Annotated in this window: 20 protein-coding genes; 10 read left to right on the forward strand and 10 right to left on the reverse strand. The window is 71.2% G+C overall.

Annotated elements, in window-relative coordinates; all coding sequences use genetic code 11:
- Positions 1 to 417 precede the first annotated feature (417 nt).
- The gene (locus ABZ906_RS40840; RefSeq protein ID WP_361391505.1) at positions 418 to 867 is read left to right on the forward strand and encodes a PTS glucose transporter subunit IIA; all 450 of its coding nucleotides are present in this window, start codon (positions 418 to 420) and stop codon (positions 865 to 867) included.
- A 77-nt stretch (positions 868 to 944) separates the two neighbouring features.
- Positions 945 to 2615 carry a phosphoenolpyruvate--protein phosphotransferase gene (ptsP, locus tag ABZ906_RS40845; protein ID WP_361192050.1) on the forward strand — a complete coding sequence of 557 codons (1671 nt, stop codon included), beginning with the start codon at positions 945 to 947 and terminating at the stop codon, positions 2613 to 2615.
- 60 nt (positions 2616 to 2675) lie between these two features.
- Here the strand turns inward: ptsP and ABZ906_RS40850 are convergent, their stop codons facing one another.
- Both ABZ906_RS40850 and ABZ906_RS40855 read right to left on the reverse strand, forming a co-directional pair.
- Positions 2676 to 3572 carry a hypothetical protein gene (locus ABZ906_RS40850; RefSeq protein WP_361391508.1) on the reverse strand — a complete coding sequence of 299 codons (897 nt, stop codon included), beginning with the start codon at positions 3570 to 3572 and terminating at the stop codon, positions 2676 to 2678.
- A gap of 75 nt (positions 3573 to 3647) precedes the next feature.
- On the reverse strand, positions 3648 to 5630 hold the full coding sequence (locus tag ABZ906_RS40855) for an acetoacetate--CoA ligase (RefSeq protein ID WP_361391511.1): 1983 nt from the start codon (positions 5628 to 5630) through the stop codon (positions 3648 to 3650).
- A 214-nt stretch (positions 5631 to 5844) separates the two neighbouring features.
- Here ABZ906_RS40855 and ABZ906_RS40860 point away from each other — a divergent pair, with 214 nt between their 5' ends.
- Positions 5845 to 8238, forward strand: a complete 2394-nt coding sequence (locus ABZ906_RS40860; RefSeq protein ID WP_361391514.1) for a glycoside hydrolase family 31 protein — start codon at positions 5845 to 5847, stop codon at positions 8236 to 8238.
- Positions 8239 to 8272: 34 nt separating this feature from the next.
- Here the strand turns inward: ABZ906_RS40860 and ABZ906_RS40865 are convergent, their stop codons facing one another.
- Positions 8273 to 8833, reverse strand: coding sequence for an NUDIX domain-containing protein (locus ABZ906_RS40865; RefSeq protein ID WP_361391517.1), 561 nt, complete (start codon positions 8831 to 8833; stop codon positions 8273 to 8275).
- A 73-nt stretch (positions 8834 to 8906) separates the two neighbouring features.
- Here ABZ906_RS40865 and ABZ906_RS40870 point away from each other — a divergent pair, with 73 nt between their 5' ends.
- The 5 genes from ABZ906_RS40870 to glpK all read left to right on the forward strand — a co-directional run bounded on the left by ABZ906_RS40870 (position 8907) and on the right by glpK (position 14114).
- Complete coding sequence (locus ABZ906_RS40870) at positions 8907 to 9713, forward strand: M15 family metallopeptidase (protein ID WP_361391519.1); 807 nt, start codon at positions 8907 to 8909, stop codon at positions 9711 to 9713.
- A 102-nt stretch (positions 9714 to 9815) separates the two neighbouring features.
- Positions 9816 to 10241 carry a zinc ribbon domain-containing protein gene (locus ABZ906_RS40875; protein ID WP_361391789.1) on the forward strand — a complete coding sequence of 142 codons (426 nt, stop codon included), beginning with the start codon at positions 9816 to 9818 and terminating at the stop codon, positions 10239 to 10241.
- Positions 10238 to 11428, forward strand: coding sequence for a lipid-transfer protein (locus tag ABZ906_RS40880; protein ID WP_361391522.1), 1191 nt, complete (start codon positions 10238 to 10240; stop codon positions 11426 to 11428). Before ABZ906_RS40875 ends, ABZ906_RS40880 begins: the two co-directional genes overlap by 4 nt.
- Before the next feature lie 395 nt (positions 11429 to 11823).
- Positions 11824 to 12579 carry an MIP/aquaporin family protein gene (locus ABZ906_RS40885; protein ID WP_361192071.1) on the forward strand — a complete coding sequence of 252 codons (756 nt, stop codon included), beginning with the start codon at positions 11824 to 11826 and terminating at the stop codon, positions 12577 to 12579.
- Positions 12580 to 12593: 14 nt separating this feature from the next.
- Positions 12594 to 14114, forward strand: coding sequence for a glycerol kinase GlpK (gene glpK / locus ABZ906_RS40890; RefSeq protein ID WP_361391525.1), 1521 nt, complete (start codon positions 12594 to 12596; stop codon positions 14112 to 14114).
- A 107-nt stretch (positions 14115 to 14221) separates the two neighbouring features.
- On the opposite strand, the gene ABZ906_RS40895 is transcribed toward glpK, so the two are convergent.
- The 5 genes from ABZ906_RS40895 to ABZ906_RS40915 are packed head-to-tail and all read right to left on the reverse strand — an operon-like array spanning position 14222 to position 22256.
- Positions 14222 to 14827 carry an ATP/GTP-binding protein gene (locus tag ABZ906_RS40895; protein WP_361192076.1) on the reverse strand — a complete coding sequence of 202 codons (606 nt, stop codon included), beginning with the start codon at positions 14825 to 14827 and terminating at the stop codon, positions 14222 to 14224.
- Entirely contained in the window at positions 14808 to 18470 is a 3663-nt protein-coding gene (locus ABZ906_RS40900) for a hydantoinase B/oxoprolinase family protein (protein ID WP_361391528.1), read from the reverse strand. Before ABZ906_RS40900 ends, ABZ906_RS40895 begins: the two co-directional genes overlap by 20 nt.
- 25 nt (positions 18471 to 18495) lie before the next feature.
- Complete coding sequence (locus tag ABZ906_RS40905; protein ID WP_361192081.1) at positions 18496 to 18900, reverse strand: DUF742 domain-containing protein; 405 nt, start codon at positions 18898 to 18900, stop codon at positions 18496 to 18498.
- Positions 18901 to 18909: 9 nt separating this feature from the next.
- Positions 18910 to 19350 (reverse strand): roadblock/LC7 domain-containing protein, encoded by a 441-nt coding sequence (locus ABZ906_RS40910; RefSeq protein ID WP_361192084.1) that lies wholly within the window; start codon positions 19348 to 19350, stop codon positions 18910 to 18912.
- Positions 19347 to 22256: a nitrate- and nitrite sensing domain-containing protein gene (locus tag ABZ906_RS40915; protein WP_361391530.1), complete on the reverse strand. Its 2910-nt coding sequence runs from the start codon at positions 22254 to 22256 to the stop codon at positions 19347 to 19349. Before ABZ906_RS40915 ends, ABZ906_RS40910 begins: the two co-directional genes overlap by 4 nt.
- 440 nt (positions 22257 to 22696) lie before the next feature.
- On the opposite strand from ABZ906_RS40915, the gene ABZ906_RS40920 reads away from it, so the two are divergent.
- Positions 22697 to 23158, forward strand: coding sequence for a hypothetical protein (locus ABZ906_RS40920; protein ID WP_361192089.1), 462 nt, complete (start codon positions 22697 to 22699; stop codon positions 23156 to 23158).
- Between the two features lie 195 nt (positions 23159 to 23353).
- Here ABZ906_RS40920 and ABZ906_RS40925 read toward each other — a convergent pair whose 3' ends face one another.
- A complete protein-coding gene (locus ABZ906_RS40925; RefSeq protein ID WP_361391533.1) occupies positions 23354 to 24511 on the reverse strand; it encodes an FAD-dependent oxidoreductase in 1158 nt (385 codons plus the stop codon).
- Positions 24508 to 24828 (reverse strand): bifunctional 3-phenylpropionate/cinnamic acid dioxygenase ferredoxin subunit, encoded by a 321-nt coding sequence (locus ABZ906_RS40930; protein WP_361192095.1) that lies wholly within the window; start codon positions 24826 to 24828, stop codon positions 24508 to 24510. Before ABZ906_RS40930 ends, ABZ906_RS40925 begins: the two co-directional genes overlap by 4 nt.
- Positions 24829 to 25018: 190 nt before the next feature.
- Here ABZ906_RS40930 and ABZ906_RS40935 point away from each other — a divergent pair, with 190 nt between their 5' ends.
- Positions 25019 to 25873 carry an IclR family transcriptional regulator gene (locus tag ABZ906_RS40935; RefSeq protein WP_361391536.1) on the forward strand — a complete coding sequence of 285 codons (855 nt, stop codon included), beginning with the start codon at positions 25019 to 25021 and terminating at the stop codon, positions 25871 to 25873.
- Positions 25874 to 25886: the final 13 nt, after the last annotated feature.

The following is a 25886-nucleotide window of genomic DNA, read 5'->3' on the forward strand; positions in this document are numbered from 1 at the left end:
CTGGCGTTGACTTTTGGCACGCTGTTGAGTTCTCAAGGAACGGACGCTTCCTTTGTACTCACCCTCTCGGGCTTTCCTCCGGGCGCTTCCCTTCGTTGTGTTCCAAACTCTATCAGGTCTTTTTCGACTCCCTGACCACTCATCTGCGAGCACGCAGAAGCTGACCCAGGGATTAGGATCTGACTTGATAGATGCCGCCGAGTCCGCACGCTTGATCGCGTCGCTGGCCTCAGGCAGGAGTCCGACTGTACATGGGGCGTTGGGCGGGCGCAAATCGTTTGTGCAGTGCCTCTACTCAGTCATCCGGGACCTCTCACGCGGAACCGGGACTTTTTATGACTTACCCTTCTGCACAGTGCGTCGTCCCGGACAGGCAGTGACGGCGGCTACGACTCTCCGCCCCCTGGGAGGCTTGCCATGACCACCGTGACGTCCCCGCTCGTCGGACGCGCCATCGGGCTCTCCGCTGTACCGGACCCCGTGTTCTCCGGCGCGATGGTCGGGCCCGGCACCGCCATCGACCCCGCGCGCGAGCCTTCTGAGGCTGTCGCGCCCGTCGACGGCATCGTCGTCTCGCTCCACCCCCACGCCTTCGTGGTGGTCGACGACCAGGGGCACGGCGTCCTGACGCACCTGGGCATCGACACGGTCCAGCTCAACGGCGAGGGCTTCGAACTGCTCGTGAACAAGGGTGACACCGTGCAGCGCGGTCAGTCCATCGTGCGCTGGAACCCCGCGGGCGTCGAGGCGGCCGGCAAGTCTCCGATCTGCCCCGTCGTGGCACTCGAGGCCACTGCCGAGTCCCTCTCCGACCTCGTGGAGGATGGCGACGTAAAGGCTGGGGACGCTCTCTTCAGCTGGAAGTGACGTCATCGCCGTCCCTGACGGCAGGTAGGACATCCATCGCGGCGGCTGGGCCCGTCGCTCAATCGGAGACGGGTGCAATGGAGACAACGCTGCGAGGCGTCGGCGTGAGCCACGGTGTGGCGATCGGCGAGGTTCGGCACATGGGGACGGCGGTGCTCGAACCGCCCGCCAAGCAGATTCCCGCGGATGAGGCGGAGCGCGAACAGGGGCGCGCCCGCCAGGCGGTGGAAGCTGTGGCGGCCGACCTGAACGCACGGGGCAACCTGGCCGGCGGTGAGGCTCAGGCCGTGCTCGAGGCACAGGCCATGATCGCCCAGGACCCCGAGCTCATGGCGGACGTCGACCGCCGCATCACTGTCGGCAGCTCCGCGGAACGCGCCGTCTATGACGCGTTCTCGCACTACCGCGAGCTGCTCGCGGGCGCCGGCGAGTACATGGCCGGTCGCGTCGCCGACCTCGACGACGTGCGCAACCGTATAGTCGCCCGGCTTCTCGGTGTTCCGATGCCCGGTGTTCCGGACAGCGACGAGCCCTACATCCTGATCGCGCGCGACCTCGCTCCGGCGGACACGGCGCTGCTCGACCCCACGCTGGTCCTCGGCTTCGTCACCGAGGAGGGCGGGCCGACCAGTCACAGCGCGATTCTCGCGCGGGCGCTCGGCGTGCCCGCCATCGTCGCTCTGCCGGGCGCGGGCGAGCTGGCCGAGGGCACCGTTGTCGCCGTGGACGGCAGCACCGGTGAGATCTTCGTCGAGCCGAGCGCGGAGAAGCGCGGTCAGCTCGAGGCCGCCGCTGCCGAGCGCAAGGCCGCGCTTGCCGCGTCGACCGGTCCCGGTGCGACGTCCGACGGGCACAAGGTGCCGCTGCTCGCCAACGTCGGCGGTCCCGCGGACGTGCCGGCGGCCGTGGAGGCCGGGGCCGAGGGTGTCGGTCTGTTCCGGACCGAGTTCCTCTTCCTCGACGACAGCACCAAGGCGCCGTCGGAGGAGAAGCAGGTCGAGGCCTACCGCGCGGTGCTCGAGGCCTTCCCCGAGGGTCGCGTCGTCGTGCGTGTGCTCGACGCGGGTGCCGACAAGCCGCTCGACTTCCTGACGCCCGCCGACGAGCCGAACCCGGCGCTCGGCGTGCGTGGTCTGCGGTCGCTGCTCGATCACCCCGACGTGCTGCGGACGCAGCTGACGGCGCTGGCGAAGGCCGTGGAAGGGCTGCCGGTCTACCTCGAGGTCATGGCGCCGATGGTCGCCGACCGCATCGACGCCAAGGCGTTCGCCGACGCGTGCCGCGAGGCGGGGCTGCAGGCCAAGTTCGGTGCCATGGTGGAGATTCCGTCGGCCGCGCTGCGGGCGCGCTCGATTCTCCAGGAGGTCGAGTTCCTTTCGCTCGGCACCAACGACCTTGCGCAGTACGCCTTTGCCGCCGACCGTCAGGTGGGCGCCGTGTCCCGGCTCCAGGACCCGTGGCAGCCCGCGCTGCTCGACCTGGTCGCGCTGTCCGCCGAGGCGGCAGCGGCCGAGGGCAAGAGCTGTGGCGTGTGCGGTGAGGCGGCGTCCGACCCGCTGCTCGCCTGTGTGCTGACCGGTCTGGGTGTCACCTCTCTCTCGATGGGTGCGGCGTCCATCCCCTACGTGCGGGCGACGCTGGGCAAGTACACGCTGGCGCAGTGCGAGCGTGCGGCGTCCGCCGCTCGTGCCGCGGACAGCGCCGAGGAGGCCCGGAAGGCCGCGCAGGCGGTTCTGTCCGGCGAGTAGCCGGAAGCCAGGTCCGTGAGGGGCGCTCCATCCGACAGCGATGGGGCGCCCCTTCGGTGTTCAGTGCCGGTGTCCCCCTTCGGGCTCCTCGTCCCCGATGGGCGGTGCGGCGCAGTAGTCGACGCCGGATTCCGGGGCGACGAGGTCTCCTGACGCCGCGTCGGTGCAGTAGGCGTCGAAGACCTCGGCTGCCGTGAGGGGCAGCAGTCGCTCGCCGTGCAGGCGCCATCCCTGGACGCGGTCGGGCCTGCCGTCCGCGGTGGTGCGCATGACCAGGCCCGCGGCGCTGCGGGTGGCGATCCCGACCGCGAGGACCGTGGTGAACTCCAGGGCTTCGGTCTCGTCGAGTGCTGCGTTGCCCTCGCTGTCCTGCGCGACGTGCAGTGCGGCGAGGAGGGTCTCCGGGGTGGTGGGCACGCTGCAGACGAGATGGCGGGTGCCGGGGCCGCCCGCGCTGTCGAGAAGTCGGAGAAGGAGGTCCGAGGCCCGGTTGAAGGCGTCCCGGCCGATGTCCTCGCCGCAGACGGCGCAGGTGCCGAGGCGGGCCAGGAGCATCGTCGCGTACTCCCAGGTGACCTGGCGGACGGCCTCGTCGACGAGGTCGGGGAGCAGCTCGGAGAGGGGCCGGCCGTCGTAGGGGACGGTGGGGCCGGTGGCGGCCAGTTCCGCGGTGAAGCGGGTGCGGCTGGCCGGGGCGTCGGGGTTCAGGCCGGTGTCGGCGCAGTACTCCTCGTACTCCTCGGGGTCGAAGAGGGCGACGGTGGTGTGTCCGCCGTCGGAGGCGAGTGTTCTGAGGAGGCCTTCGGCCTGCCGGAGGTAGGTCTCGTGGTCCTCGAAGGTGAAGGTGCGGTAGCGGCGCATGGCCGCGAAGTCGTCCTCGTCGGCCAACAGGCCGATGGTTCCGGCGACTTCGCGGCGTAGTGCCCGTCGCATGGTGGTGTGTCGCGCGCTGGTCATGATTCCCCCTGCGATCCGTTGATCAGTGCTCACTCACGGTAAGGGCGAGCACTGACAACGGCGGCGGGCGGGAGGTCAGGAGCGGGTTCGGGCCAGGTCCTCGTAGAAGCGGAGCAGGTCGAGGTTGTCGACGGAGCCGGGGTTGACCGCCTTGTCCAGTGCGGTGCCCTGGAGCAGTCGTTTGACCGGGACCTCGATGCGCTTGCCGGTGAGGGTGTGCGGGATGCCGGGGACCTCGATGACCTCGTCGGGGACGTGGCGCGGGGAGAGCTGGGCGCGGATCGTCTGCTTGATGCGGTCGCGGAGTCCGTCGTCGAGGGTGGCGCCGGGGGCGAGGTGGATGAACAGGGGCATCCAGTAGCCGCCGTCGGGCTGTTCGACGCCGATGACGAGGGATTCGCGGATCTCCGGGAGGCGTTCGACGGCTTCGTAGATGTCGGCCGAGCCCATGCGGACGCCCTGGCGGTTGAGCGTGGAGTCGGAGCGGCCGTGGATGACGACCGAGCCGTGCGAGGTCACGGTGATCCAGTCGCCGTGGCGCCAGACGCCGGGGTAGGTGTCGAAGTAGCTGTCGTGGTAGCGGGTGCCGTCCGGGTCGTTCCAGAAGCGGATGGGCATGGACGGCATCGGGTTGGTGACCACGAGTTCGCCGACCTCGTCGACGAGGGGCTTGCCTTGGGGGTCCCAGGCCTGGAGGTCGGTGCCGAGGCCGGGGGCCTGGAGCTCGCCGATGTGTACGGGCAGGGTGGGGACGGCTCCGGCGAAGCAGGAGCAGACGTCCGTGCCGCCGCTGACCGAGGCCATCCACAGGCCGCCGGGGGTGTCCTCGAACTCGTCGTGCAGCCAGCGGAAGCCGTCGGGCGGGAGCGGGGAGCCGGTGGTGGCGACGCACTTCACGGTGGAGAGGTCGAAGTCGCGGGCCGGGTGCACGCCCGCCTTGCGGCAGGCCATGACGTACGCCGCCGATGTGCCGAAGAGGGTGGCCTTCGTGCGTTCGGCGATGCGCCACTGGGCGCCGGTGTCGGGATATCCGGGGCTGCCGTCGTACAGGATGATCGTGGTGCCGGTGAGCAGGCCGGAGACGAGGAAGTTCCACATCATCCAGCCGGTGGACGTGTACCAGAAGAAGCGGTCCTGGGGGCCCAGGTCGCAGTGCAGGCCCAGCTGCTTGAGGTGTTCGACCAGGATGCCGCCCTGGGACTGGACGATGGCCTTGGGCAGGCCGGTCGTGCCGGAGGAGTAGAGCACCCACAGGGGGTGGTCGAAGGGGACCGGCTCGAAGACGGGGGCCGTGTCCGATGCGGTGAGGGCGTCCCATTCCAGGGCGCCTTCGGGGGCCTCGGTGCCCAGCAGAGGGATGTGGACGACGGCGCGCAGGGTGGGCAGTTCGCGGCGGAGTTCGGCGACGGCGTCGCGGCGGTCGTGCTCCTTGCCGCCGTAGCGGTAGCCGTCGACGGTGAACAGGACGACCGGTTCGACCTGCTGGAAGCGGTCGAGGACGCTGCGTGCGCCGAAGTCCGGGGCGCAGGAGGTCCAGACGCCGCCGACGGCCGCGGTGGCCAGGAGGGCGACGACGGCCTGCGGGATGTTCGGGACGTAGCCGCTGACGCGGTCTCCGGGGCGCACGCCGAGGGTGCGCAGCTCTGCCGCCAGGGAGCCGACTTGGCGGCGCAGCTCGCCCCAGGTCACGGCGGCCGGTTCGTGGGTCTCGTCGACGTGGAGGAGGGCCGGGTCGTCCGCGCGCGCGGGGTCCTCCGCCGCGCGCAGTGCGTGTTCGGCGTAGTTGAGGGTGGCTTCGGGGAACCATTCGGCGCCCGGCATCGAGCGGTCGCCGAGTACGCGCGCGTAGGGCGTGGAGAACCGCACGTCGAACCAGTCGGTCACGGCCTTCCAGAACGTGTCCAGTTCGTCCACGGACCAGCGGTGCAGTGCCGCGTAGCCGCCGTCGGCGGGGGCTCCGTGGCGTTCGGCGGCCCACGCCTGGAAACGCGTGACCTGCGCGGCGGCGATCCGTTCCTGGTCGGGCTGCCAGAGCGGCGAGGGGTTCGCTGAGGACATGGGTCGGCTCCCGGACTTTGCGCGTCGTATGCGTGTGCGGTGCGCGCGTGCTGGTTGTGCGCGCGACACGGATGACAGGGACGATGCCACGTGATCGATTTCGGCACCAGGGTGTGCCTCACACAGTCGGCGCGGCGACTATGTGCCGTCTCCCCAGGTGAACGGCAGTTGAACGATGCATACGGGCGGCTTCTTCGGTGGCAGGGTGAGCAGCATGAACGGTCGTGACCTGGTGCGTTCGATGAAGGCGGTCAGTTTGGTCGGTACGGCGCAGGGGTTGCGTGCGGTGCGGTCCTCTTGGCGCAGGCGGCGCGTGGACGCCGCCGGGCTCGCCCCCAGGGGGGCCGAGCGCGCGCGGGTGCCGGGGCCGGTGACGGGTGTGGAGCCGGGGCCGGGGGGCGGGGTGGTGCGGTTCGCCCGTTCCGAGCTGCGGGTGCGGGTCACGACGGGCGGGGCGATCTTCTGGGGCTGGGACGGGGCCGAGCCCGATCCGTCGTACGCGCTCGTCAGCGGGAGTCCGGAGGCGGATCCGAGGGCCGTCCTGGAGCCCGACAAGGAGGGCGGGTGGCGGGTGGTGTCGGAGCGGGCGACGGTGGTCGTCTCGCGCCTCGGCGCGGTGGAGCTGCGGATGCCCGGCGGTCTGATGCTGCGCCGGGATCTGCCGCCTCGCTGGTGGGAGCCGGTCGGCGGGGGTGCGGCGCACTGGCTGCAGCGTTCGCAGGTGGCGGCGGACGCGCGGTTCTTCGGCCTCGGGGGACGCGCGCGGGGGCCTCGGCTGCCGGACGGGACGTACCGCTTGTGGAACACCGATCCGGGGGGCTCGTTCGGGCCCGGCGACGGTCCCTTGTCGATCACCATGCCGGTGCAGTTCGTGGTGGCCGACGCGGGTTGTCATCTGGTGTTCCACGACAACACGTGGGACGGCACCGTTGCGGTGCGCGAGGGCGAGGAGGGTGCGGGGTCCGGGCACGACAGGGCGGGGTCGTGCGAGGTGCGCATGGACGGCGGGCCGCTGCGGTGCTGGGTGGTGGTGGGCACCCCCGCGCGCGTGCTGCACACCTGGGCCTCGCTCACCGGTCCGCCCGCGCTGCCTCCCGCGTGGGCGCTCGGGCACCATCACGCGCGGTGGGGCTTCGGCGGTGAGCAGGAGGTGCGGCGGATCGTCGCGGGCTACCGGGAGCGCGGGCTGCCGCTGGATGCCGTACATCTGGACATAGACCACTACGAAGCGCACCAGGTGTTCACCGTCGACAAGGAGACTTATCCCCGTCTGCCGCAGCTGGCGGACGAGTTGCTCGGGGACGGCGTGCGCCTGGTGTCGATCGTCGATCCCGCGGTGAAGGCGGAGCCCGGCAACGAGGTCTACGACAGCGGCAGGGCGACGGACGTCTTCGTGCGGGACGCGGCTGGGCGGCCGGTGCACGGGCTCGTCTGGTCGGGGGTGTCGGTGTATCCGGACTTCACGGACGCGCGGGTGCGGGCGTGGTGGGGCCGTCTCTACAAGGAGCGGCTGGCCCAGGGGTTCGCGGGCTTCTGGCACGACATGAACGAACCGGTGTCGTTCGCCGCCTTCGGGGAGCCGACGCTGCCCCGCTCGGCCCGGCACTCCCTGGAGGGGCGCGGCGGCGACCACCGCGAGGCGCACAACGTGTACGGCCTCGCGATGGCCCGCGCGGGGTACGAGGGGCTGTGCGAACTGCATCCCAAAGAGCGGCCGTTCTTGTTCTCGCGCTCCGGGTGGGCGGGAATGCAGCGCTACGGAGGGACGTGGTCCGGGGATGTGGCCACCGGGTGGCCGGGGTTGCGGGCGTCCCTGTCGCTGGTTCTCGGCCTGGGGCTGTGCGGTGTGCCGTACTCGGGACCTGATGTAGGCGGGTTCGACGGCAGTCCGTCGCCCGAGCTGTATCTGCGGTGGTTCCAGCTCGGGTCGTATCTGCCGCTGTTCCGCACGCATGCCGCGCTGCGGGCCGGGCGCAGGGAGCCCTGGGAGTTCGGTCCCGAGGTGCTTGAGCACGCGCGCGTGGCGCTCGTCGAACGCCGTCGGCTGCTGCCGTACTTCGTGACGCTCGCGCATCTGGCTCGGCGTACGGGGACGCCGTACGTGCGGCCCTTGTGGTGGGGCAGTCCGGAGGACCGGGCGCTGCGGGACTGCGAGGACGCTTTCCTGCTCGGCGACTGTCTTCTCGTGGCGCCCGTGTTCGAGCCGGGGGCGGTCCGCCGCACGGTGCGGCTGCCTGCGGGCCGTTGGTACGACACGGCGACCGGCAAAGCCTACGAAGGGCCTGCCAGGGTGCTCGTCGAGGCCCCTCTTTCGCGTGTCCCGGTGTTCGCGCGGGCCGGGGCGGTGCTGCCGGTGCGGGGCGATGACGGCGGGCTCGAGCTGGAGGTGTGGGCGCCCGCTCCGGGGCGTACGGGGGGCGGTCTTGTGGTCAGGGACGCGGGTGACGGGTGGGAGCAGCCGGAGATAGAGCGGTTCGCCACGCGGTGGGCCGACGGGCGTGTGGTGGTCGAGCGGGACGGCCGGGCCGCCGAGGACGCCGAGGAGGCGGCGGCGGAGGAGGTCGGGCTGCGGGTGACGGTACGGGGGCTGCCCGAGGGCCGGATGTAGCGTCCCGCGGCACGGGACGCCTCGTCTGACGGCGTCAGATGTAGCGCCCTTCGAACCAGGCGCGCGCCGCGGTTGTGTGCAGCGGGAAGGCCAGTTCGGCGGGGCGGTACAGGAGGTGCCAGCCTTCCGTCTCGTCCGTCGGTGCGGGGTCCGGCAGTTCGGCTGCCGGGCGCTCGGGCAGGAGGCCGAAGAGCAGCAGGTATCCGTCGGGTGCGCTGAGCGCTTCGGCGAGGCGGACGTCGCGGCTCTGCGCGTCGATGCCGGTCTCCTCCCTGAGCTCGCGCACGACGGCGTCCCGCCAGTCCTCCCGCTCGTCGATGAACCCTCCGGGCAGGGCCACTCCCCCGCGCGCGGGGGCGATGGTCCGGGTCACGACGACAAGGGCGGTGCCCCGGTCGTCGTAGACGGGTTGCAGCGCGACCGCCACGGGCAGCGGATTGCGGTAGGCGACCGTGCCGCAGGCGGTGCAGGTGCGGGGCCATGCGGTCAGGTCATCGCCGTAGGGCGACCCGCAGCTCGAACAGTGGGAGCCCGGTGCGAGGTTGGCACCATGCGGGGACGGCCGGGGTGGCGGGGGCGATGGGGGTACGGACACGCCGCGGACTGTATCCGATCACTCCGGTGACGGTCTTTCCCTCCGGCACCGGATCCTGATAGATGGACGGTTCATGACAGGACTTGTCCCCGCCCTGCGGAATCTCGCCGTCGCCGCCACCGCTCTGGCCGCCGTGGCCGCGGCCCCGGCCCCCGCCCACGCCAAGCCCGAGCCCAAGGCTCCCGATGAGTTCGTGGCGTTGCGTGACGTCGACCCGACGATCATCCAGGAGATGCGCTACTTCACGCCGCACAACTTCGTGGGTGTGCCGATCGACGGCTACAAGAAGCCGATGTGCATCCTCACCGAGCCGGCGGCGAAGGCACTGCACAAGGCCCAGCGCACGCTGCTGCGCAAGGGCTACTCCCTCAAGGTGTACGACTGCTACCGGCCGCAGCGCGCGGTCGACCAGTTCGTGGACTGGGCCGAGGATCTCGGCGACGTCCGCATGAAGGAGGAGTTCTATCCCCATGTCGACAAGTCGCGGTTGTTCGAGGACGGTTACATCGCGGCGAAGTCCGGGCACAGTCGCGGCTCGACGCTCGATCTGACGGTGGTGAAGCTGCCCGCCCTGCCCACGCGCCCGTACATCCCCGGAGAGGCGCTCACGCCCTGCTACGGACCCAAGGCCGAGCGGTTCCCCGACAACTCCGTGGACATGGGGACGGGCTTCGACTGTTTCGACACCCTCTCCCACACGGATGATCCCCGGATCACCGGCAAGCAGCGCGCCAACCGCGATCTGCTGCGGGGTGTGCTGGGCAAGGCCGGCTTCGTGAACCTTCCCGAGGAGTGGTGGCACTTCACCTACAAGCCCGAGCTCTTCCCGGACACCTACTTCGACTTTCCCGTGACGCGCCGCTCGCTGCACGGGAAGTAGCGGGTACCGCGCTACTGACGCGATCCGGTTGCCCGTGGCACACTTCTGACGTTCCGTCAGATCTGATGTCCTGGAGGGGCCTTGTCGCGTACGCGTACTCCCGTGGTGGCCGGCTGGTTCGCCGGGGAGGGAGACAACTTCCGTCTTCTGGGCACGCGCTGCTCGGCCTGCGCCAGTGTCTTCTTCCCCCGCGAGGACGGCTTCTGCCGCAATCCCGGATGCCCGGGCGGTGACCTCGACGAGGTGCCGCTCTCCCCGCGCGGCCGCGTCTGGTCGTACACGGACAGCCGCTACCGGCCCCCGGCGCCCTATGTGTCCGATCCGGAACTTCCCTGGCAGCCCTACGCGTTGATCGCTGTGGAGCTCGCGGCAGAGCGGATGGTGGTGCTCGGCCAGGCCGCTCCGGGGGTGCGTGTCGCCGATCTGGAGGTCGGCATGGAGGTGGAGGTCGTCCCCGGTGTCCTCGACGAGGACGCCGAGACGACCTGGACGACGTGGTACTGGCGGCCGGTGGGGGTGGGCGCATGACCAGCGAGGTGGCGGTGCTCGGCGCGGGCATGCACCCGTGGGGCAAGTGGGGCCGGAGTTTTATCGAGTACGGCACGGCGGCGGCCCGCGCGGCGCTCGCCGACGCCGGGGTGGACTGGCGCGACGTGGGTTCGATCGTCGGCGCGGACACGGTGCGCGGCGGCTATCCCGGATACGTGGCCGGGGCGACGTTCGCCAAGGCGCTCGGCTGGCAGGGCGCGCGGGTCGCGAGCGTGTACGCGGCGTGCGCTTCCGGGGCGCAGGCGATCAACACCGCGCGTACGCAGATCCTCGCGGGCCTCGCCGACGTCGTCCTGGTGGTCGGGGCCGACGCGGCGCCCAAGGGCTTCTTCCGGCCTGCGGGAGGCGACCGGCACGACGACCCGGACTGGCTGCGGTTCCGGGTGCTGGGTGCCACCAACCCCACGTACTTCGGCCTGTACGCACGCCGCAGGATGGCTGTGCACGGCGACACGCCGGAGGACTTCGCCCTGGTCAAGGTGAAGAACGCGGCGGCGGGGGCGCTCAATCCGAACGCGCGCTACCGCAAGACCGTCACCGCCGAGGAAGTCGCCGCGTCGGCCGTCGTCGCCGATCCCCTGCGACTGCTCGACATCTGCGCGACCTCCGACGGAGCCGCGGCGCTCGTGCTCTCCAGCATGGATTTCGCGCGACGGCACGGCGCGGCCGACCCGGTGCGCATCCGCGCGGTGTCGACGGTGACGCCCACCTATCCGACCACCGTCCTTGACCTGCCGGACATCGCGACGGACTCCGCCGCCGCCGTGGCACCGGACGACGGGACGTTCCGCGCCTCCATCGCGCGCGCGGCGTACGAGGAAGCGGGCATCGGACCCGACGAGCTCTCCCTCGCGGAGGTCTACGACCTCTCCACCGCCCTTGAGCTGCAGTGGTACGAGGACTTGGGGCTCTGCGGCGAGGGAGAGGGGGCCAAGCTGCTGCGGGAGGGGGCGACCGCTCCGGGCGGACGCATACCGGTCAATCCCAGTGGCGGACTCGCCTCCTTCGGAGAGGCCGTTCCGGCTCAGGCCATTGCCCAAGTGTGCGAACTGACGTGGCAGTTGAGGGGGACGGCCGGGGCGAGGCAGGTGGCGGGGGCGCGCGCGGGGATCACCGCGAACCAAGGTCTCTTCGGGCACGGATCATCGGTCGTCGCGGTGCGCTGAGCTCCGTCAGGGGTCCCGCACTGATCGTCACGGGGCGTGGGCGCGGGCCCGGCGCGGAGGAAGGGCTCACGCCGGTTAACCGTTGCCGTCCGCGACCTTGACGCTCCATCACGCCCGGTGAACACTTCCGGTGTCAGTCGGCATCGCCGCACTTCGGCTCCGCGCCATCCAGGGCCCCTGTACGCGCGAAAGGGCCTGCACGAAGGGCCTGTTCAGCGGGTCATCCCCCTCTGGGCGATGCGACTGCGACGGCACGTTCGCCATGGACGCCGGGCGGGGCGCGGGACACGCCTGCCTTCGGCTGACGTCACCGGGCACAGCCAGACAGTAGTCGTGGGAAGCACCCAGCACGGAGTACCGGGGCCACCGCCCCGGGCGAGGCCCTAGGAGCCGCCATGTACTCGAATGGGGACATCTTCGTCGGTGAGGTCATCGGCACCGCGATACTCATTCTCTTCGGCGCCGGCGTATGCGCCGCCGTCACTCTGACCTATTCGAAGGCCAAAGCCTCCGGATGGATCGTCATCGCCTTCGGATGGGGCTTCGGCGTGATGGCGGGGGCGTACACCGCCGCACCGCTCTCCGGGGGCCACCTCAACCCCGCCGTCACGATCGGCATCGCCATCGACACGGGCGACTGGGACAAGGTCTGGATCTACCTGCTCGGACAGATGGTCGGCGCCATGCTCGGTGCCGTACTCGCGTATCTCGTCTACTTCGCGCAGTTCAACGCCAACGTCCGGCGCGCCACGAAGGACGACGCCCCGGGGGTGGACCAGCCGACGCCGACCCTCGGCATCTTCTCGACCATCCCCGAGATCCGTAACCCGGTCGCCAACCTCCTCACCGAGATCATCGGGACCATCGCCCTGGTGCTTCCGCTCCTCGCCTTCGGCCTGACCGAGGGCCTGGGCGAATCCGGCACGCTCGTGCTGATCGTCGCCTTCCTGGTCGTCGGCATCGGCCTCTCGCTCGGCGGACCCACCGGCTATGCCATCAACCCGGCCCGTGACCTGGGCCCGCGCATCGTGCACACGTTCCTGCCGATCCCGAACAAGGGCACGTCCGACTGGAGTTACGCCTGGATCCCCGTGGCCGGGCCGCTGATCGGCGGAGCGCTCGCAGGTCTCATCTACAACGCAGCCTTCTGACTCAAGGGGTAGCCATGCCGGACAACTCCGAGAAGTTCGTCGCCGCCATCGACCAGGGCACCACCTCCAGCCGCTGCATCATCTTCAATCACGGGGGCGAGATCGTCGCCGTCGACCAGCGCGAGCACCGCCAGATCTTTCCCAAGCCGGGCTGGGTGGAGCACGACGCCGCCGAGATCTGGTCGAAGGTGCAGGCCGTGGTCACGGGCGCGGTCGCCAAGGCCGGGCTCCGCACCGACCAGCTCAGTGCCCTCGGCATCACCAACCAGCGCGAGACGACGGTCCTGTGGGACCGCGCCACGGGCAAGCCGGTGCACAACGCGATCGTCTGGCAGGACACCCGGACGTCGGCCCTCTGCAACGAACTGGGCGGCGCGGACGGCCAGGACCGGTTCCGGGAGCAGACCGGACTGCCCCTCGCGAGCTACTTCTCCGGTCCCAAGGCGGCCTGGCTGCTCGACAACGTGCCGGGGCTCAGGGCCCGCGCCGAGCGCGGCGAGATCGCCTTCGGCACGATCGACTCCTGGCTGATCTGGAACCTCACCGGCGGCACGGACGGCGGCGTGCACGTCACGGACGTCACCAACGCCGGGCGCACCATGCTGATGAACCTGGCCACCCTCCAGTGGGACCAGTCGATCCTGTCCGCGATGAACGTCCCCGAGGCGATCCTCCCGGAGATCAGGTCATCCGCGGAGGTCTACGGCACGGCGGTCGGGCAGCTCTCCGGCGTTCCGGTCGCCTCCGCCCTCGGCGACCAGCAGGCGGCCATCTTCGGGCAGGCCTGCTACGACACGGGGACGGCCAAGAACACGTACGGAACCGGCAGTTTCCTGTTGCTCAACACCGGCAACCGCCCCGTTCCCTCGAAGAACGGGCTGCTCACCACGATGGGCTACAAGATCGGCTCCGAGGCGCCCGTCTACTGCCTCGAAGGGGCGATCGCGATCACCGGCGCCCTCGTGCAGTGGTTCCGCGACCAGCTCGGCATCATCCGCAGCGCGGACGAGATCGAGTCTCTCGCCGCGAGCGTGGAGGACAACGGCGGGGCGTACATCGTGCCCGCGTTCTCCGGCCTCTTCGCGCCCTACTGGCGCTCCGACGCGCGCGGTGTCGTCACCGGACTCACCCGGTACGTGACCAAGGCGCACCTGGCGCGTGCCGTCCTGGAGGCGACCAGCTGGCAGACCCGCGAGGTCGTCGACGCCATGTACCAGGACTCCGGGGTGCAGCTGCGGACCCTGAAGGTGGACGGCGGCATGACCAAGAACAATCTGCTGATGCAGCATCAGGCGGACGTTCTCGGGGTGCCGGTGATCCGGCCGAAGATCACCGAGACGACGTGTCTGGGGGCCGCGTACGCCGCCGGGCTCGCGACCGGCGTCTGGAACGACCTCGACGAGCTGAAGGCGCACTGGCAGCAGGACGCCGAATGGACGCCGTCGATGGAGACGGAAGCGCGCGAGCGTGAGTACCACAACTGGCGCAAGGCGGTGGAGCGCAGCTTCGGCTGGCACGACGACGGCGCGAGCTGAGCCGCGTGCCGAGCCGGGGATGACCGCGGCCCGTACCCCGGTCGGTGGGGGTACGGGCCGCGGCTCTGCACACCATCACGCGTTCACGCCTTCACGCCTTCACGTGCTCACGTCGTCGCGGGCTCCCTGGCCGCGGCGGCGGCCGCCATCGCGTGCTGGACCACTCCGATGAGCACTTCCTTGACGGACTGCCGCTCGCGCGCGTCGCACATGACCACGGGGACACCGGGGTCGAGGTCGAGCGCCTGGCGTACGGCGTCGGCGGGGTAACGGGATGCTCCCTCGAAGCAGTTGACGCCGACGACGAAGGGTATGGAGCGGCGCTCGAAGTAGTCGACGGCCGCGAAGCAGTCCTCGAGGCGGCGGGTGTCGGCGAGGACGACGGCGCCCAGCGCACCGGTGGCCAGCTCGTCCCAGAGGAACCAGAAGCGGTCCTGGCCGGGGGTGCCGAAGACGTAGAGGACCAGATCCTCGCGCAGCGTGATGCGGCCGAAGTCCATGGCGACGGTGGTGGTGTGCTTGCCCGAGACGCCGCTGGTGTCGTCGATCGGGCGGCCCGCCTCGCTGAGCAGCTCTTCCGTGCGCAGCGGCTTGATCTCGCTGACGGCGCCGACGAGCGTCGTCTTGCCCACGCCGAAACCGCCCGCCACCAGGATCTTCAGCGTGACCGGCTCGACGGGGGCCTTGCCGCGCTCAGAACGCTTGAAGATCATCGCTCGCTTCTCCTGGATCAGTTGCTGTGGGACGTGTGCTTGCTTCGGGGGTTGCGCTTGCTGCACCGCTGTCGTGCGGGGCGAGTCCGTATCCGCCGCCGCCCGGAGTCTCGATCACCAGTACGTCGCCGGGGCCCGCGTCCGCGAAGTCGCTGCCCTCCAGCGTCTGGACCCGGCCGTCGGCACGCTCCACACGGCCCGTGCCGAGCGCTCCGGGACTGCCGCCCGCCATGCCGTACGGCGCCACCCTGCGGTGCTGCGAGAGCGTGGAGACCGTCATGGGCTCGCGGAAGCGGATGCGGCGCACGGCCCCGTCTCCACCGCGCCACTGCCCGGTGCCGCCGCTGCCCTCACGTACCGCGAACTCTTCGAGCAGCACGGGCAGGCGCCATTCGAGCACTTCGGGGTCGGTGAGCCGGGAGTTGGTCATGTGGGTCTGGACGACGGACGCACCGTCGAAGCCGTCGCCCGCGCCGGATCCGGAGGCCACCGTCTCGTAGTACTGATGGCGGTCGTTTCCGAAGGTGACGTTGTTCATCGTTCCCGAGCCCTCGGCCTGGACGCCGAGGGCGCCGTAGAGGGCCCCGGTGATCGCCTGCGAGGTCTCGACGTTCCCGGCGACGACGGCCGCCGGAGGCTCGGGCGCGAGCAGGGAGCCGGGCGGCACGATGATGCGCAAGGGGCGCAGGCAGCCGTCGTTGAGCGGGATGTCCTCGGCCACCAGGGTGCGGAAGACGTACAGGACCGCGGCGTTGACCACCGCGAAGGGGGCGTTGAAGTTCGTGGTGAGCTGCGGGGACGTACCGGTGAAGTCGATGGTCGCCGAGCGGGCTTCGCGGTCCACCGAGACGCGGACCCTGATGACGGCCCCCGAGTCGGTCGGATAGGCGAACTCGCCCTCCTCCAGGGCGTCGATGACCCGGCGTACCGCTTCTTCGGCGTTGTCCTGCACATGGCTCATGTACGCCTGGACGACGTCGAGCCCGAAGTTCTCGATCATCCGGGCGACTTCGTCGACGCCCTTCTGGTTGGCGGCGATCTGGGCGCGCAGGTCGGCGAGGTTGGTGGCCGGGTTGCGGGAGGGGTACGGGGCGTCGGTGAGCAGGCTCAGGGTCTCGGCCTCGCGGAACCGGCCGGCCTCCGCCAGGAGCCAGTTGTCGAAGAGGATGCCCTCCTCCTCGATGGTGCGGCTGTTCGCCGGCATGGAGCCGGGGGCGATGCCGCCGATCTCCGCGTGGTGCCCGCGCGACGCCACGTAGAAGAGGATCCGCTCCCCCGGAGTGTCGAAGACCGGCGTGATGACCGTGACGTCCGGGAGGTGGGTTCCGCCGTGGTAGGGGTCGTTGACGGCGTAGGAGTCCCCGGAGCGCATGCTGCCGCCGCGGCGCCGGATGACCTCCTTCACGCTGGTGCCCATCGAGCCCAGGTGCACGGGGATGTGCGGGGCGTTGGCGACCAGATTGCCGTCGGGGTCGAAGAGGGCGCAGGAGAAGTCGAGCCTCTCCTTGATGTTGACCGACTGGGACGTGGACTCCAGGCGGGCGCCCATCTGTTCGGCGATCGACATGAAGAGGTTGTTGAAGACTTCCAGGAGGACGGGGTCGGCCGCGGCGCTCGCGTCGGAACCCTCCGGCACCGCCACGCGTTCCATGACCAGGTGCCCCTCGCGTGTCGTGGCCGCCCGCCAGCCGTCGTCCACGACCGTCGTGGCACCGGCCTCGGCGATGATCGCGGGGCCGTCGACGCTCTCGCCGGGCGGCAGCTCCTCGCGGTGGTGCAGGAGCACGTCGCGCCAGGCGCCGCCGGTGTGCAGGCTCACGGTCCGCGGAGCGCCTGCCCGGCCGTCGCCGGCGAGCGCGGAGAGGTCGGGCTGCTCGGTCAGGCCGGTGGCCTCCACGGAGAGCGCCTCGACGACGACGGGGCGGTCCAGGGTGAAGGAGTAGGTGGTGCGATGGCGGTCTTCGAAGACGCGGATCATGCGGTCCGGCTCGGTGAGTTCCACGGTGAGCGTGGTGTCGGTGCCGTCGTAGCGCAGCTGGGCGCGGCGCGTGACGCGGATGCGGTCCTCGGGCACGTCCTCGGCGCGGAGTTCGGCGCGCGCCGCTTCCTCCAGGTCGTCGGCGGTCTTCAGGACGCGGGGCATCGCGGACGGTTCGAGCGGGGCTTCCACGGACTGCTCGCGCATCGCGGTGGTGTCGGCCAGGCCGATGCCGAGCGCGGAGAGGACACCGGCCATGGGCGGTACGAGGACGGTGCGGATGCCGAGCGAGTCGGCGACCATGCAGGCGTGCTGGCCGCCCGCGCCGCCGAACGTCGTGAGGGCGTAGCGGGTGACGTCGTGGCCCTTCTGGACCGAGATGCGTTTGACGGCGGCCGCGATGTTGGCGACCGCGATCCGCAGATATCCCTCGGCGACCTGCTCGGCGGTGCGGTCGTCGCCGGTGCGTTCCGTGATCTCGCGGGCCAGGTCGGCGAAGCGGTCGCGTACGAGCACGCCGTCGAGCGGCTGGTCGCCGTCCGGTCCGAACACCGGCGGGAAGTGGTCGGGCTGGATGCGCCCGAGGGCGACGTTGGCGTCGGTGACCGTCAGCGGGCCGCCGCCCCGGTAGCTCGCCGGGCCCGGAGTGGCGCCCGCGGAGTCGGGGCCCACGCGGTAGCGGCTGCCGTCGAAGTGCAGGACGGAGCCGCCGCCCGCAGCGACGGTGTGGATGTCCAGCATGGGCGCGCGCAGGCGTACGCCCGCGATCTGCGTGGTGAAGACCCGTTCGTACTCGCCCGCGTAGTGCGAGACGTCGGTGGACGTGCCGCCCATGTCGAAGCCGATGACACGGTCGAAGCCCGCGCGCTGCGACATGCGGGCCATGCCGACGATGCCGCCCGCGGGCCCGGACAGGATCGCGTCCTTGCCGCGGAACTGGCCCGCTTCGGTGAGGCCGCCGTTCGACTGCATGAACATCAGGCGCACGCCGTCCAGTTCGGCGGCGACGTGCCGGACGTAGCGGTGCAGGACGGGCGACAGATAGGCGTCGACGACCGCCGTGTCGCCGCGCGGGACCAGCTTCATCAGCGGGCTGACCTCACTGGAGAGTGAGACCTGCGGGAAACCGGTGCGGACGGCGAGGTCGGCGATCGCCTGCTCGTGGGCGGGGTGCAGATGGCTGTGCATGCAGACGACCGCGACGGCCCGGATGCCGTCTTCGTAGGCCTCGCGCAGCGGTCCGGCGAGCAGCTCCAGGTCCGGGGGCCGCAGGACCTCGCCCTCGGCGGTGACCCGTTCGTCGGCCTCGATGACCCGGTCGTAGAGGAGCTCCGGCAGGACGATCTCGCGGGCGAAGATGCGCGGGCGGTTCTGGTACGCGATGCGCAGGGCGTCGCCGAAGCCCCGCGTGATCACCAGGGCGGTGGGCTCGCCCTTGCGCTCCAGGAGGGCGTTGGTGGCGACGGTGGTGCCCATGCGGACCGTGTCCACGCGGGCGCCGGGGGTCTCGCCCAGGAGCTCGCGGATGCCCGCGACGGCGGCGTCGGCGTAGCGGGACGGGTTGTCCGACAGGAGTTTGTGCGTGAGCAGCCGCCCGTCGGGACGCCGCGCGACGATATCCGTGAAGGTGCCGCCCCTGTCGACCCAGAACTGCCAGCCAGTCACGTCTCATTCCCCGCTTCCGCGCTGCTCAGAGCGCCCGGAGGCCGTTGATCACGTCGCGCAGAATACTCTCGTCCGGCAATTCCGCGGGGGGTACGGGCCGTGTCACGTGCACCAGTTCGTCGTCGACGAGATCGCCGATGAGCACGCGGATCACACCGATGGGGAGGTCCAGTTCGGCCGCCAGTTCGGCGACCGACTGGGGGCTGTCACGGCAGAGCCCGACGATGTCCACGTGCTCCGGAGACAGCGTCCTGTCCGCCTCCGGATCACCGGCACGGGCTTCCGCGATGACGACCGCGATCAGATCGAGGCGGTGCTGGGCCGGACTTGTGGTCCGGCCGCGCGTCATCGCGTACGGGCGCACCACCGGTCCGGCGTCGTCGTCGAACCAGCGAGGCGTCCCCTGTGTCCCCTGACCGTCTTCGCTCATACCCTCCCGCTACCCTCCCGTGGGCAGGTCGGTGCGCGGCGCCGTACCCAGATGCACACCCACCCTCTTGACCAGCAGCGTCATTTCGTACGCGACCAGACCGACGTCGGAGTCGGCGTCCGAGAGGACGGCGAGACAGCTGCCGTCGCCCGCGGCCGTGACGAACAGGAAGGCATCGTCGAGCTCGACCACGGTCTGCCGGACCCGGCCCGCCTCGAAGTGGCGTCCGACGCCCTTGGCGAGGCTGTGGAAGCCGGAGGCGACAGCCGCGAGGTGCTCGCTGTCCTCCCTGGTCAGGTCCTTCGACAGGCCGGTGGGCAGGCCGTCGCCGGAGAGCACGAGCGCCTTGCGGATGCTGGCGACCCGCTGGACCAGTTCGTCGAGGAGCCAGTTCAGCTCTCCCGATCCCCCCGGTCCCGCGGTACGTGCGTCGGCCTTCGGTGCGGTCATCGACCGTCCCCCTCAGATGTCGTTCCTGGTGCTGTGCCGTCGGAGGCGTTTTCGTCCGCGGCGTTTTCTTCACGGCCACGCTGCCAGCCACGCTGGAGCGAAGCCATCCGGCTGCGGACCTCGTCGGCGTCGCGCTCTTCCGGCCTGGTCGAGGCCGGTGCCGAGGCACGCTCCGTACGGTGGTCCGGCCCGTCCTTCAACTGTGGGGCGAGATTGGCCTGGCGTACACGCCGGGGCAGTCCGCCGGGGGCGTCCGCGCGCGGGACTTCGGTGGGCGGGGTCTCCGCGGGCGCGGGTTCCGTGCGCCGGCTGCGGCGCGGGAGGTCCGGCGGTGTGTCGGACGCGGTGACGTCGCGGTGCGGCGGGGAGAGGTCGGGCCAGGCCGACTGCGCCTCGGGGCGGCGCGGCAGGTCGATCGGCTCGGCCGCGCCGCGGTCCCGGTCCACGGCGCCGCCCTGGGGGCGCCCCGCGGGTGCCTGGGAGCGCTCGGGGCGCTCGGGGCGCTCGGGGCGCTCCGGCGGTGTGTCGTCGCCCTGGGCCGCGCCCCGCTGCCTGCTGTGGGTCACGGGGCGGCCGTGCGAGGAGACCAGCTTCGGAGTCCTGCGGCGCGGCAGCTGAACGGGGTCCTCGGGGGACGACTGGGGCAGGTCGCCCGGGCGGGTGGGCTCGCGCTCGCCCGTCTCCCGCTCGTCGCGGGCCTGTTGGTGCTGCTCGTCCCCCGGTACCCCGGTCATCCGGCGGCGCGGGCGGAAGAGCCCGCCGCGCTCGCTGTCCTCGTCGCCGAGGTCGCCGAGGTCTCCCAGATCGCCGAGCGCGCCGGGGTAGGAGTCGAGGCCGGCCATGCCCACCGGCGCCTCCAGCTCGACGGGGCCGTCCAGGACGGATGCGGGCAGCCCCGGCAGCTGTACGGGCACCTGGCCGAGCGCGGCCTGCTTGTCGCCCGCGCCGTCGTGGCCGACGGCTTCCTTGGGCTGCGGCCTGTCGAGACGGAAGCCGATGCCGTTCGTGTCCGGCACGTCGTCCGTGAGCAGCGTCTCCGGGATGAAGACCACGGCGGTGGTGCCGCCGTACGGAGAGGGCTGCAGGGAGACGCGCACGCGCTGTCGCTGGGCGAGGCGGCTCACCACGAAGAGGCCGAGGCGGTCGGTGTCGGAGAGTTCGAACTCCGGGGTCTCCGCGAGGCGCAGGTTGGCGTCCAGGAGCGCGTCGGGCGCCATGCCCAGGCCCCGGTCGTGGATCTCCAGGGTGAAGCCGTTGGCCACGTGCTCACCGAGGACCTGCACGGCGGTGTGCGGAGGCGAGAACACCGTGGCGTTCTCCAGGAGTTCGGCCATCAGGTGGGTGAGGTCGGCGACCGCGGGCCCGGTGACGGCGATGCGCGGCAGGCGGCGCACCTCGATGCGTTCGTAGTCCTCGACCTCGGCGACGGCCGCGCGGACGACGTCCATGAGCTGGACGGGCTTGCGCCACTGCCGGGAGGGGGCGGCGCCGGAGAGGATCACGAGGCCCTCGGCGTGCCGCCGCATGCGGGTGGTGAGGTGGTCGAGGCGGAAGAGGTCGGCCAGTTCGTCGGTGTCCTCGGTCCTGCGCTCCATGGTGTCGAGCAGGGTGAGCTGCTTGTGCAGGAGCACCTGGCTGCGGCGGGCGAGGTTGACGAACACCTCGGAGACGCCGCGGCGCAGGTCGGCCTGTTTGACGGCGGCCTCGACGGCGGCGCGCTGCAGGGTGTTGAGCGCCTGGCCGACCTGGCCTATCTCGTCCTTCTCGTACGTCAGCCGGGGTGCCTCGGTCTCCACGTCGACCTGCTCGCCCGCCGCCAGGCGGCGCAGCACGCCGGGCAGCCGGACACCGGACGCCTCGTGGGCCTCCAGGCGCATGCGGCGCAGGTCGCGGATGAGGCTGCTGCCGATGCGTACGGACATGAAGACCGAGAACAGCAGGGCGAGGAGACCGAAGACGCCGGCCACGACGACGCGCACGATGACGCCGACGGCCACCGGCTCGACGCGGTCCTGGTAGCGGTCGCCCGCCGCCTTGTCGCGCTCGGCGAGTTCCTTGAGCGCCTTGCCCGCCGCGGTGTCCCAGCGTGCCGACGTGACGGCGCGCGGGGTGCCGGGGGCGGATTCGACGACGGCCTTCTCGGCACTCCTCAGCTCCGTCGTCTGGGCGCCGTTCCAGTAGCGCTCGTAGCCGGCGCGCTCGTCCTCCGGAAGCAGCGCGAGGCTGTCCTCGTAGAGCAGCGTGCGCTGGGCCCTGAGATCGGAGATCTCCCTGATCTCGGCCTTGGTGAGGCGGCGCGCGACGAGTGCGGAACCGAGGAGCGCGTCCTCGCGGGAGAGCAGTTCGCGTGCGCGGGTCACCCCGACGAGCGCCCGGCCCTGCTGGTCCATCTTCACGTCGTCGAGGGCGTGCAGGGTCGTCAGGAAGCCGTAGCAGGGGTCGATCAGCTTCGTGTACATCTTCAGCGCGCCCGCGCGGGTGATGGTGCCTTCCTCGACCGTGCGGCGCAGCGATTCAAGCCCCTTGAAGGAGTCCAGGAGCGACGCGAGCCGTTCGGCGGACTGCCCCGTGACCTCGTCCCGTACGTCCGGATGCGCCGCGCTCTCCTCGACCTTGGAGACCATGTCGTCGGTGGCCGTGCGGCTGCGGCGCAGCGCCGCGAGCGCGTCGGAGGCGCGGGGATCGGCGAGATAGACGAGGGTCTGGCGGCGTTCCTGCTGGACGACCCTGGCGGTGTCCTCGATCGGGTAGCCGATTCGGTCGACGACATTGGAGACGTCGATGAGGTCCTTGGCCGCCTGACCGGTGAGGTAAGTGGCGAAACCCCACATCGCGGTCAGGGAAATGAGCGGCACCAGCAGCAATGCCACGATCTTCCGGCGGATGGACTTCCCGCGAAAGCGCATGGCCTCCCCCAGATCGGCCCCCTGCGGCCGCGCTATGGCCGGGGGCACACATGTGCGTCAACAAACGGCGTGAGCCTACTACTGACCCACGAGCAACTCGAAGGCGTGTCCGGACGGATTTCAGCCGTGACGGAAAACGAACGTCCCCAGTTGTCCCTTCAATTCGGGAGATTGCATCCCGCGTGTGGCACATGCCACTCGACACATTCCTTCCCGCCGATCGCCCCAGTTGGCCGGAACCCTTCGCTTTTTTGAACCGAGCGGGAATCTTCCGGGCCTCTCGTTCGTCATTCGGTAAGGGAGTTGGGGACTGCGGGCGCGAGTGGCCCGCACGCCGTCACCAGGTGGCGTAAAGCCGCGTATACCGGGCACCCACTGGGGAGTCGGAACCGCCGACGTCTCATGGAACGGCCCGAGGGCATCGGGGGAGTGACAAGTTGATGGGCACGGCAGAACGCCAGAGGACGACCACGGATGAGTACGGGACATCCGCGGATCAGTCCGGCGGGGCACGCAGGGAGTTGTGGGTCGAGGAGCCGGCGCGCAGGCGGCGCCTGCCCGATCCGGTGCGTACGGCCGCGGTGCGAGCCGTGATCATCGTGGCGCTGACCTTGGTGCAGGCGGTGACCGCGTTCCTGTGCGCGCTGGCCGGATCCTGGCTGTCCTTCCCGATGGTGCTCAGCAGCGTGGCCAGCACGGTGGCCGCCACCTGGGGCGTCCTCGACGTATGGGTGACCCGCCAGGTGTGGAACCAGCGGCACGGCGTGGTGTCGGTGCCGAGCAGCACGGCACGTCAGCTGCGGCGCGAGCGGCGCAGGGCCCGCAGGCAGGCCAGGGCCGCGGGGCGGACCGAGGACCGCATACGGCGGCGCGGCCGGGCGGGGCAGTTGTCGCACTCCTAGGCGCGCGCTCCTGGGCACGCGCTCCTAGGTACGGGCACCCTGACGCGTGCCGCTGAGCGCTCGCGCCCCCGGCGCAGGCGCCTCCGGCACAGGCGCCCCCGGCACAGGCGCCGCCGGGCATACGCGCCCTCGGGCACGCACGGCCGGGCGGGCGCGCCTACGCTCCCGCGAGGGTCAGGCCCGCTCCCGCGAGGGTCAGGCCGCGACGGGCATCGCCGCAGGCAAGCCGCGCCGCATCCGCATGAACGGGCGCGGCCGGTCCACCGCGAGGACCGCCGTGGTCTGCCCGCCGCGCTCGTACGCGGCGAGGAAGCTTGCTTCCTCCGTCGAGCCTTCGAGGACACGCACGGTGTCGTCGGGCCGCCGCCGCCCCGCGAACTGGATGCGGGAGCCGTACTGGTCGGACCAGAAGTACGGCAGGGGGCGCACGGCCTCGGCGGTGCGGCCGGCCAGCAAGTTGCCCACGGCGACGCGGGGTTGCTCGGTGGCGCTCGTCCAGTGCTCGGCGCGCGCGGCGCCGACGCGGGCCACGTCGCCCACGGCGACCACCTGCGGCAGCGCGGTGACGCAGCCGTCGTCGCAGAGCACCCCGTCGTCGAGGGCGAGGGTCGAGCCCGCGAGCCAGCCGGTGTTGGGGGTGGCCCCGATGCCGACGACCACCACATCGGCGGGGAGCAACCGGCCGTCGGCCAGCTCCACCCCGCGCACACGCGTGTCGCCGTACAGCGCGGCGACGCCGGTGCCCGTCACGAGCTCCGCTCCCCCGCGCGCGTGCAGCCCCGCGCACACGGCCGCCATCTGCGCGCCCAGTTGCGGGAGCAGCGGCAGCGGGGCGGCCTCGACGACCGTCACGTCGTGTCCGAGCGCCGCGCACGAGGAGGCGGTCTCGGCGCCGATGAATCCGGCGCCGATCACCACGACCCGTTGCGGCCCCGCGGCCAGCTCCGTGCGCAGGGCGCGGGCGTCGTCCAGGGTGCGCAGGGTGTGCACCCCGGCCAGGGAGGGCCCCGGCAGGCGGCGCGCGGACGCCCCCGTGGCGATGACCACCCCGTCGCTCGCGATGGTGCGGCCGTCCGCAAGGAGTACGGTGCGGCCGCGCGGGTCCAGGCCACGGGCGCGCACCCCGAGCAGCCACTCGGCGGCCAGTTCGCCGGTCTCCTCCTCGTCGGAGAGGGCGAGTTGGTCCTCGCCGGACTTCCCGGAGAGGAAGTCCTTGGACAACGGCGGCCTGTCGTACGGTGGATGCGGTTCGTCGCCGATGATCACGAGCCGTCCGTCGAACCCTTGGGCGCGCAGCTCGCGCGCCGCGTAGAGCCCGGCGAGCGAGGCGCCCACCACGGTGATGGTCCTCATGCGGCGGACCCCTCCTCGGCCACGAGGTGGAGGTGGATCGTGCCGTCGTCGACGCTCACCCGGTGGGTGCGCACGGCGCGGCGGGCGGGCAGACAGGTCGGCCGCCCGGTACGGAGATCGAATGAGGCGGCATGGAGCGGGCATTCGACCAGGCATCCTTCGAGCCAGCCCTCGGAGAGAGAGGCGTCCTGGTGACTGCAGGTGTCGTCGATGGCGTAGATCTCGCCGTCGGCGTTGAACACGGCGACGGGCGGTGTGGTGTCGACACGGACGGATTCGCCCGCGGGGAGGTCTTCAAGGCGGCAGACGGGAATCATGGGCCCCCCTCTTGATCTCTCTCGGCCCGGTCCTGACACCTTCTCGGCCCAGGACCCTTCGGTAACATGATGTTTCGCATGGCGCACGAGGGAGCGCTATGCGCAACAGAATCCGGTCGGGATGCCCGCCGCGTCAAGGGCTTCCCGCAGATGCGGCTTCAACGGGCCGCGAGGTGGTGAGAGTTGAGATATGACCGGCACGCGGAAACAGCCTGATCAGAACGAGGAGCCGCGCGGGATCCGGCCCGGAGGCCAGGCCGCGGAGCCCGGCGAGAAGCAGCCGAAAGCGGCCCCGGCTTCCGTCCAGTCCGTGGACCGCGCGGTCAGCGTCCTGGAGATACTCGCCCGGCTCGGCGAGGCCGGGGTCACCGAGATCGCCGACGAGTTGGGGGTGCACAAGTCGACGGCCTTCCGGCTGCTCGGCGTCCTGGAGAACCGCGGCCTGGTGGGCCAGGCCAAGGACCGCGGGAAGTACTTCCTGGGCGCCGGCGTACTGCGCCTCGCGGGGGCGGCGGCAGTGCGCCTGGACATCTCCCAGGAGGGCGGCCCGGTCTGCCGCGACCTCGCCGACGAGCTGGGCGAGACGGTCAACATCGCGATCCTGGACGACGACGCCGCGGTCAACATCATGCAGGCCCGCGGCCCCGCGTCCGTGACCGCGCAGAACTGGCTGGGCAGGCGCACCCCGCTGCACGCCACCTCCAGCGGCAAGATCCTCCTCGCCCATCTGCCCACCACGCTGCGCGAGGGCCTGATAGCGCGCACGCTGCCCCGTCTGACCGAGCACACGGTGACCGGGACGGTGGCGCTGCGCGGCGACCTCGAGGCCGTCGTCGAGCAGGGCTACGCCATCGCCGTGGAGGAGCTCGAAGTGGGCCTGGCCGCCGTCGCCGCTCCGGTGCGCGCGCACGACGGCAAGGTGATCGGGGCGCTCAGCGCGTCGGGGCCCGTGTACCGCCTGACCGATGACCGGCTCACCGAGCTCGCCAAGCGCACGGTCGCCGCAGCCGTGGAGCTCTCGCGGCGGATGGGGTACGGCTTCTGACGTAGCGTCACTG

The organism is Streptomyces sp. NPDC046925 (genome assembly GCF_040644915.1).
Taxonomy (GTDB): Bacteria; Actinomycetota; Actinomycetes; order Streptomycetales; family Streptomycetaceae; genus Streptomyces.

Coding starts and splice junctions, on each gene's coding strand:
- ABZ906_RS40895 (WP_361192076.1), bottom strand. CDS start 14,827: ATGATCTTCAAGCGTTCTGAGCGCGGCAAGGCCCCCGTCGAGCCGGTC.
- ABZ906_RS40850 (WP_361391508.1), bottom strand. CDS start 3,572: ATGACCAGCGCGCGACACACCACCATGCGACGGGCACTACGCCGCGAA.
- glpK (WP_361391525.1), top strand. CDS start 12,594: ATGCCGGACAACTCCGAGAAGTTCGTCGCCGCCATCGACCAGGGCACC.
- ABZ906_RS40935 (WP_361391536.1), top strand. CDS start 25,019: ATGACCGGCACGCGGAAACAGCCTGATCAGAACGAGGAGCCGCGCGGG.
- ABZ906_RS40870 (WP_361391519.1), top strand. CDS start 8,907: ATGACAGGACTTGTCCCCGCCCTGCGGAATCTCGCCGTCGCCGCCACC.
- ptsP (WP_361192050.1), top strand. CDS start 945: ATGGAGACAACGCTGCGAGGCGTCGGCGTGAGCCACGGTGTGGCGATC.
- ABZ906_RS40885 (WP_361192071.1), top strand. CDS start 11,824: ATGTACTCGAATGGGGACATCTTCGTCGGTGAGGTCATCGGCACCGCG.
- ABZ906_RS40880 (WP_361391522.1), top strand. CDS start 10,238: ATGACCAGCGAGGTGGCGGTGCTCGGCGCGGGCATGCACCCGTGGGGC.
- ABZ906_RS40920 (WP_361192089.1), top strand. CDS start 22,697: ATGGGCACGGCAGAACGCCAGAGGACGACCACGGATGAGTACGGGACA.
- ABZ906_RS40930 (WP_361192095.1), bottom strand. CDS start 24,828: ATGATTCCCGTCTGCCGCCTTGAAGACCTCCCCGCGGGCGAATCCGTC.
- ABZ906_RS40910 (WP_361192084.1), bottom strand. CDS start 19,350: ATGACCGCACCGAAGGCCGACGCACGTACCGCGGGACCGGGGGGATCG.
- ABZ906_RS40840 (WP_361391505.1), top strand. CDS start 418: ATGACCACCGTGACGTCCCCGCTCGTCGGACGCGCCATCGGGCTCTCC.
- ABZ906_RS40905 (WP_361192081.1), bottom strand. CDS start 18,900: ATGAGCGAAGACGGTCAGGGGACACAGGGGACGCCTCGCTGGTTCGAC.
- ABZ906_RS40915 (WP_361391530.1), bottom strand. CDS start 22,256: ATGCGCTTTCGCGGGAAGTCCATCCGCCGGAAGATCGTGGCATTGCTG.
- ABZ906_RS40860 (WP_361391514.1), top strand. CDS start 5,845: ATGAACGGTCGTGACCTGGTGCGTTCGATGAAGGCGGTCAGTTTGGTC.
- ABZ906_RS40925 (WP_361391533.1), bottom strand. CDS start 24,511: ATGAGGACCATCACCGTGGTGGGCGCCTCGCTCGCCGGGCTCTACGCG.
- ABZ906_RS40855 (WP_361391511.1), bottom strand. CDS start 5,630: ATGTCCTCAGCGAACCCCTCGCCGCTCTGGCAGCCCGACCAGGAACGG.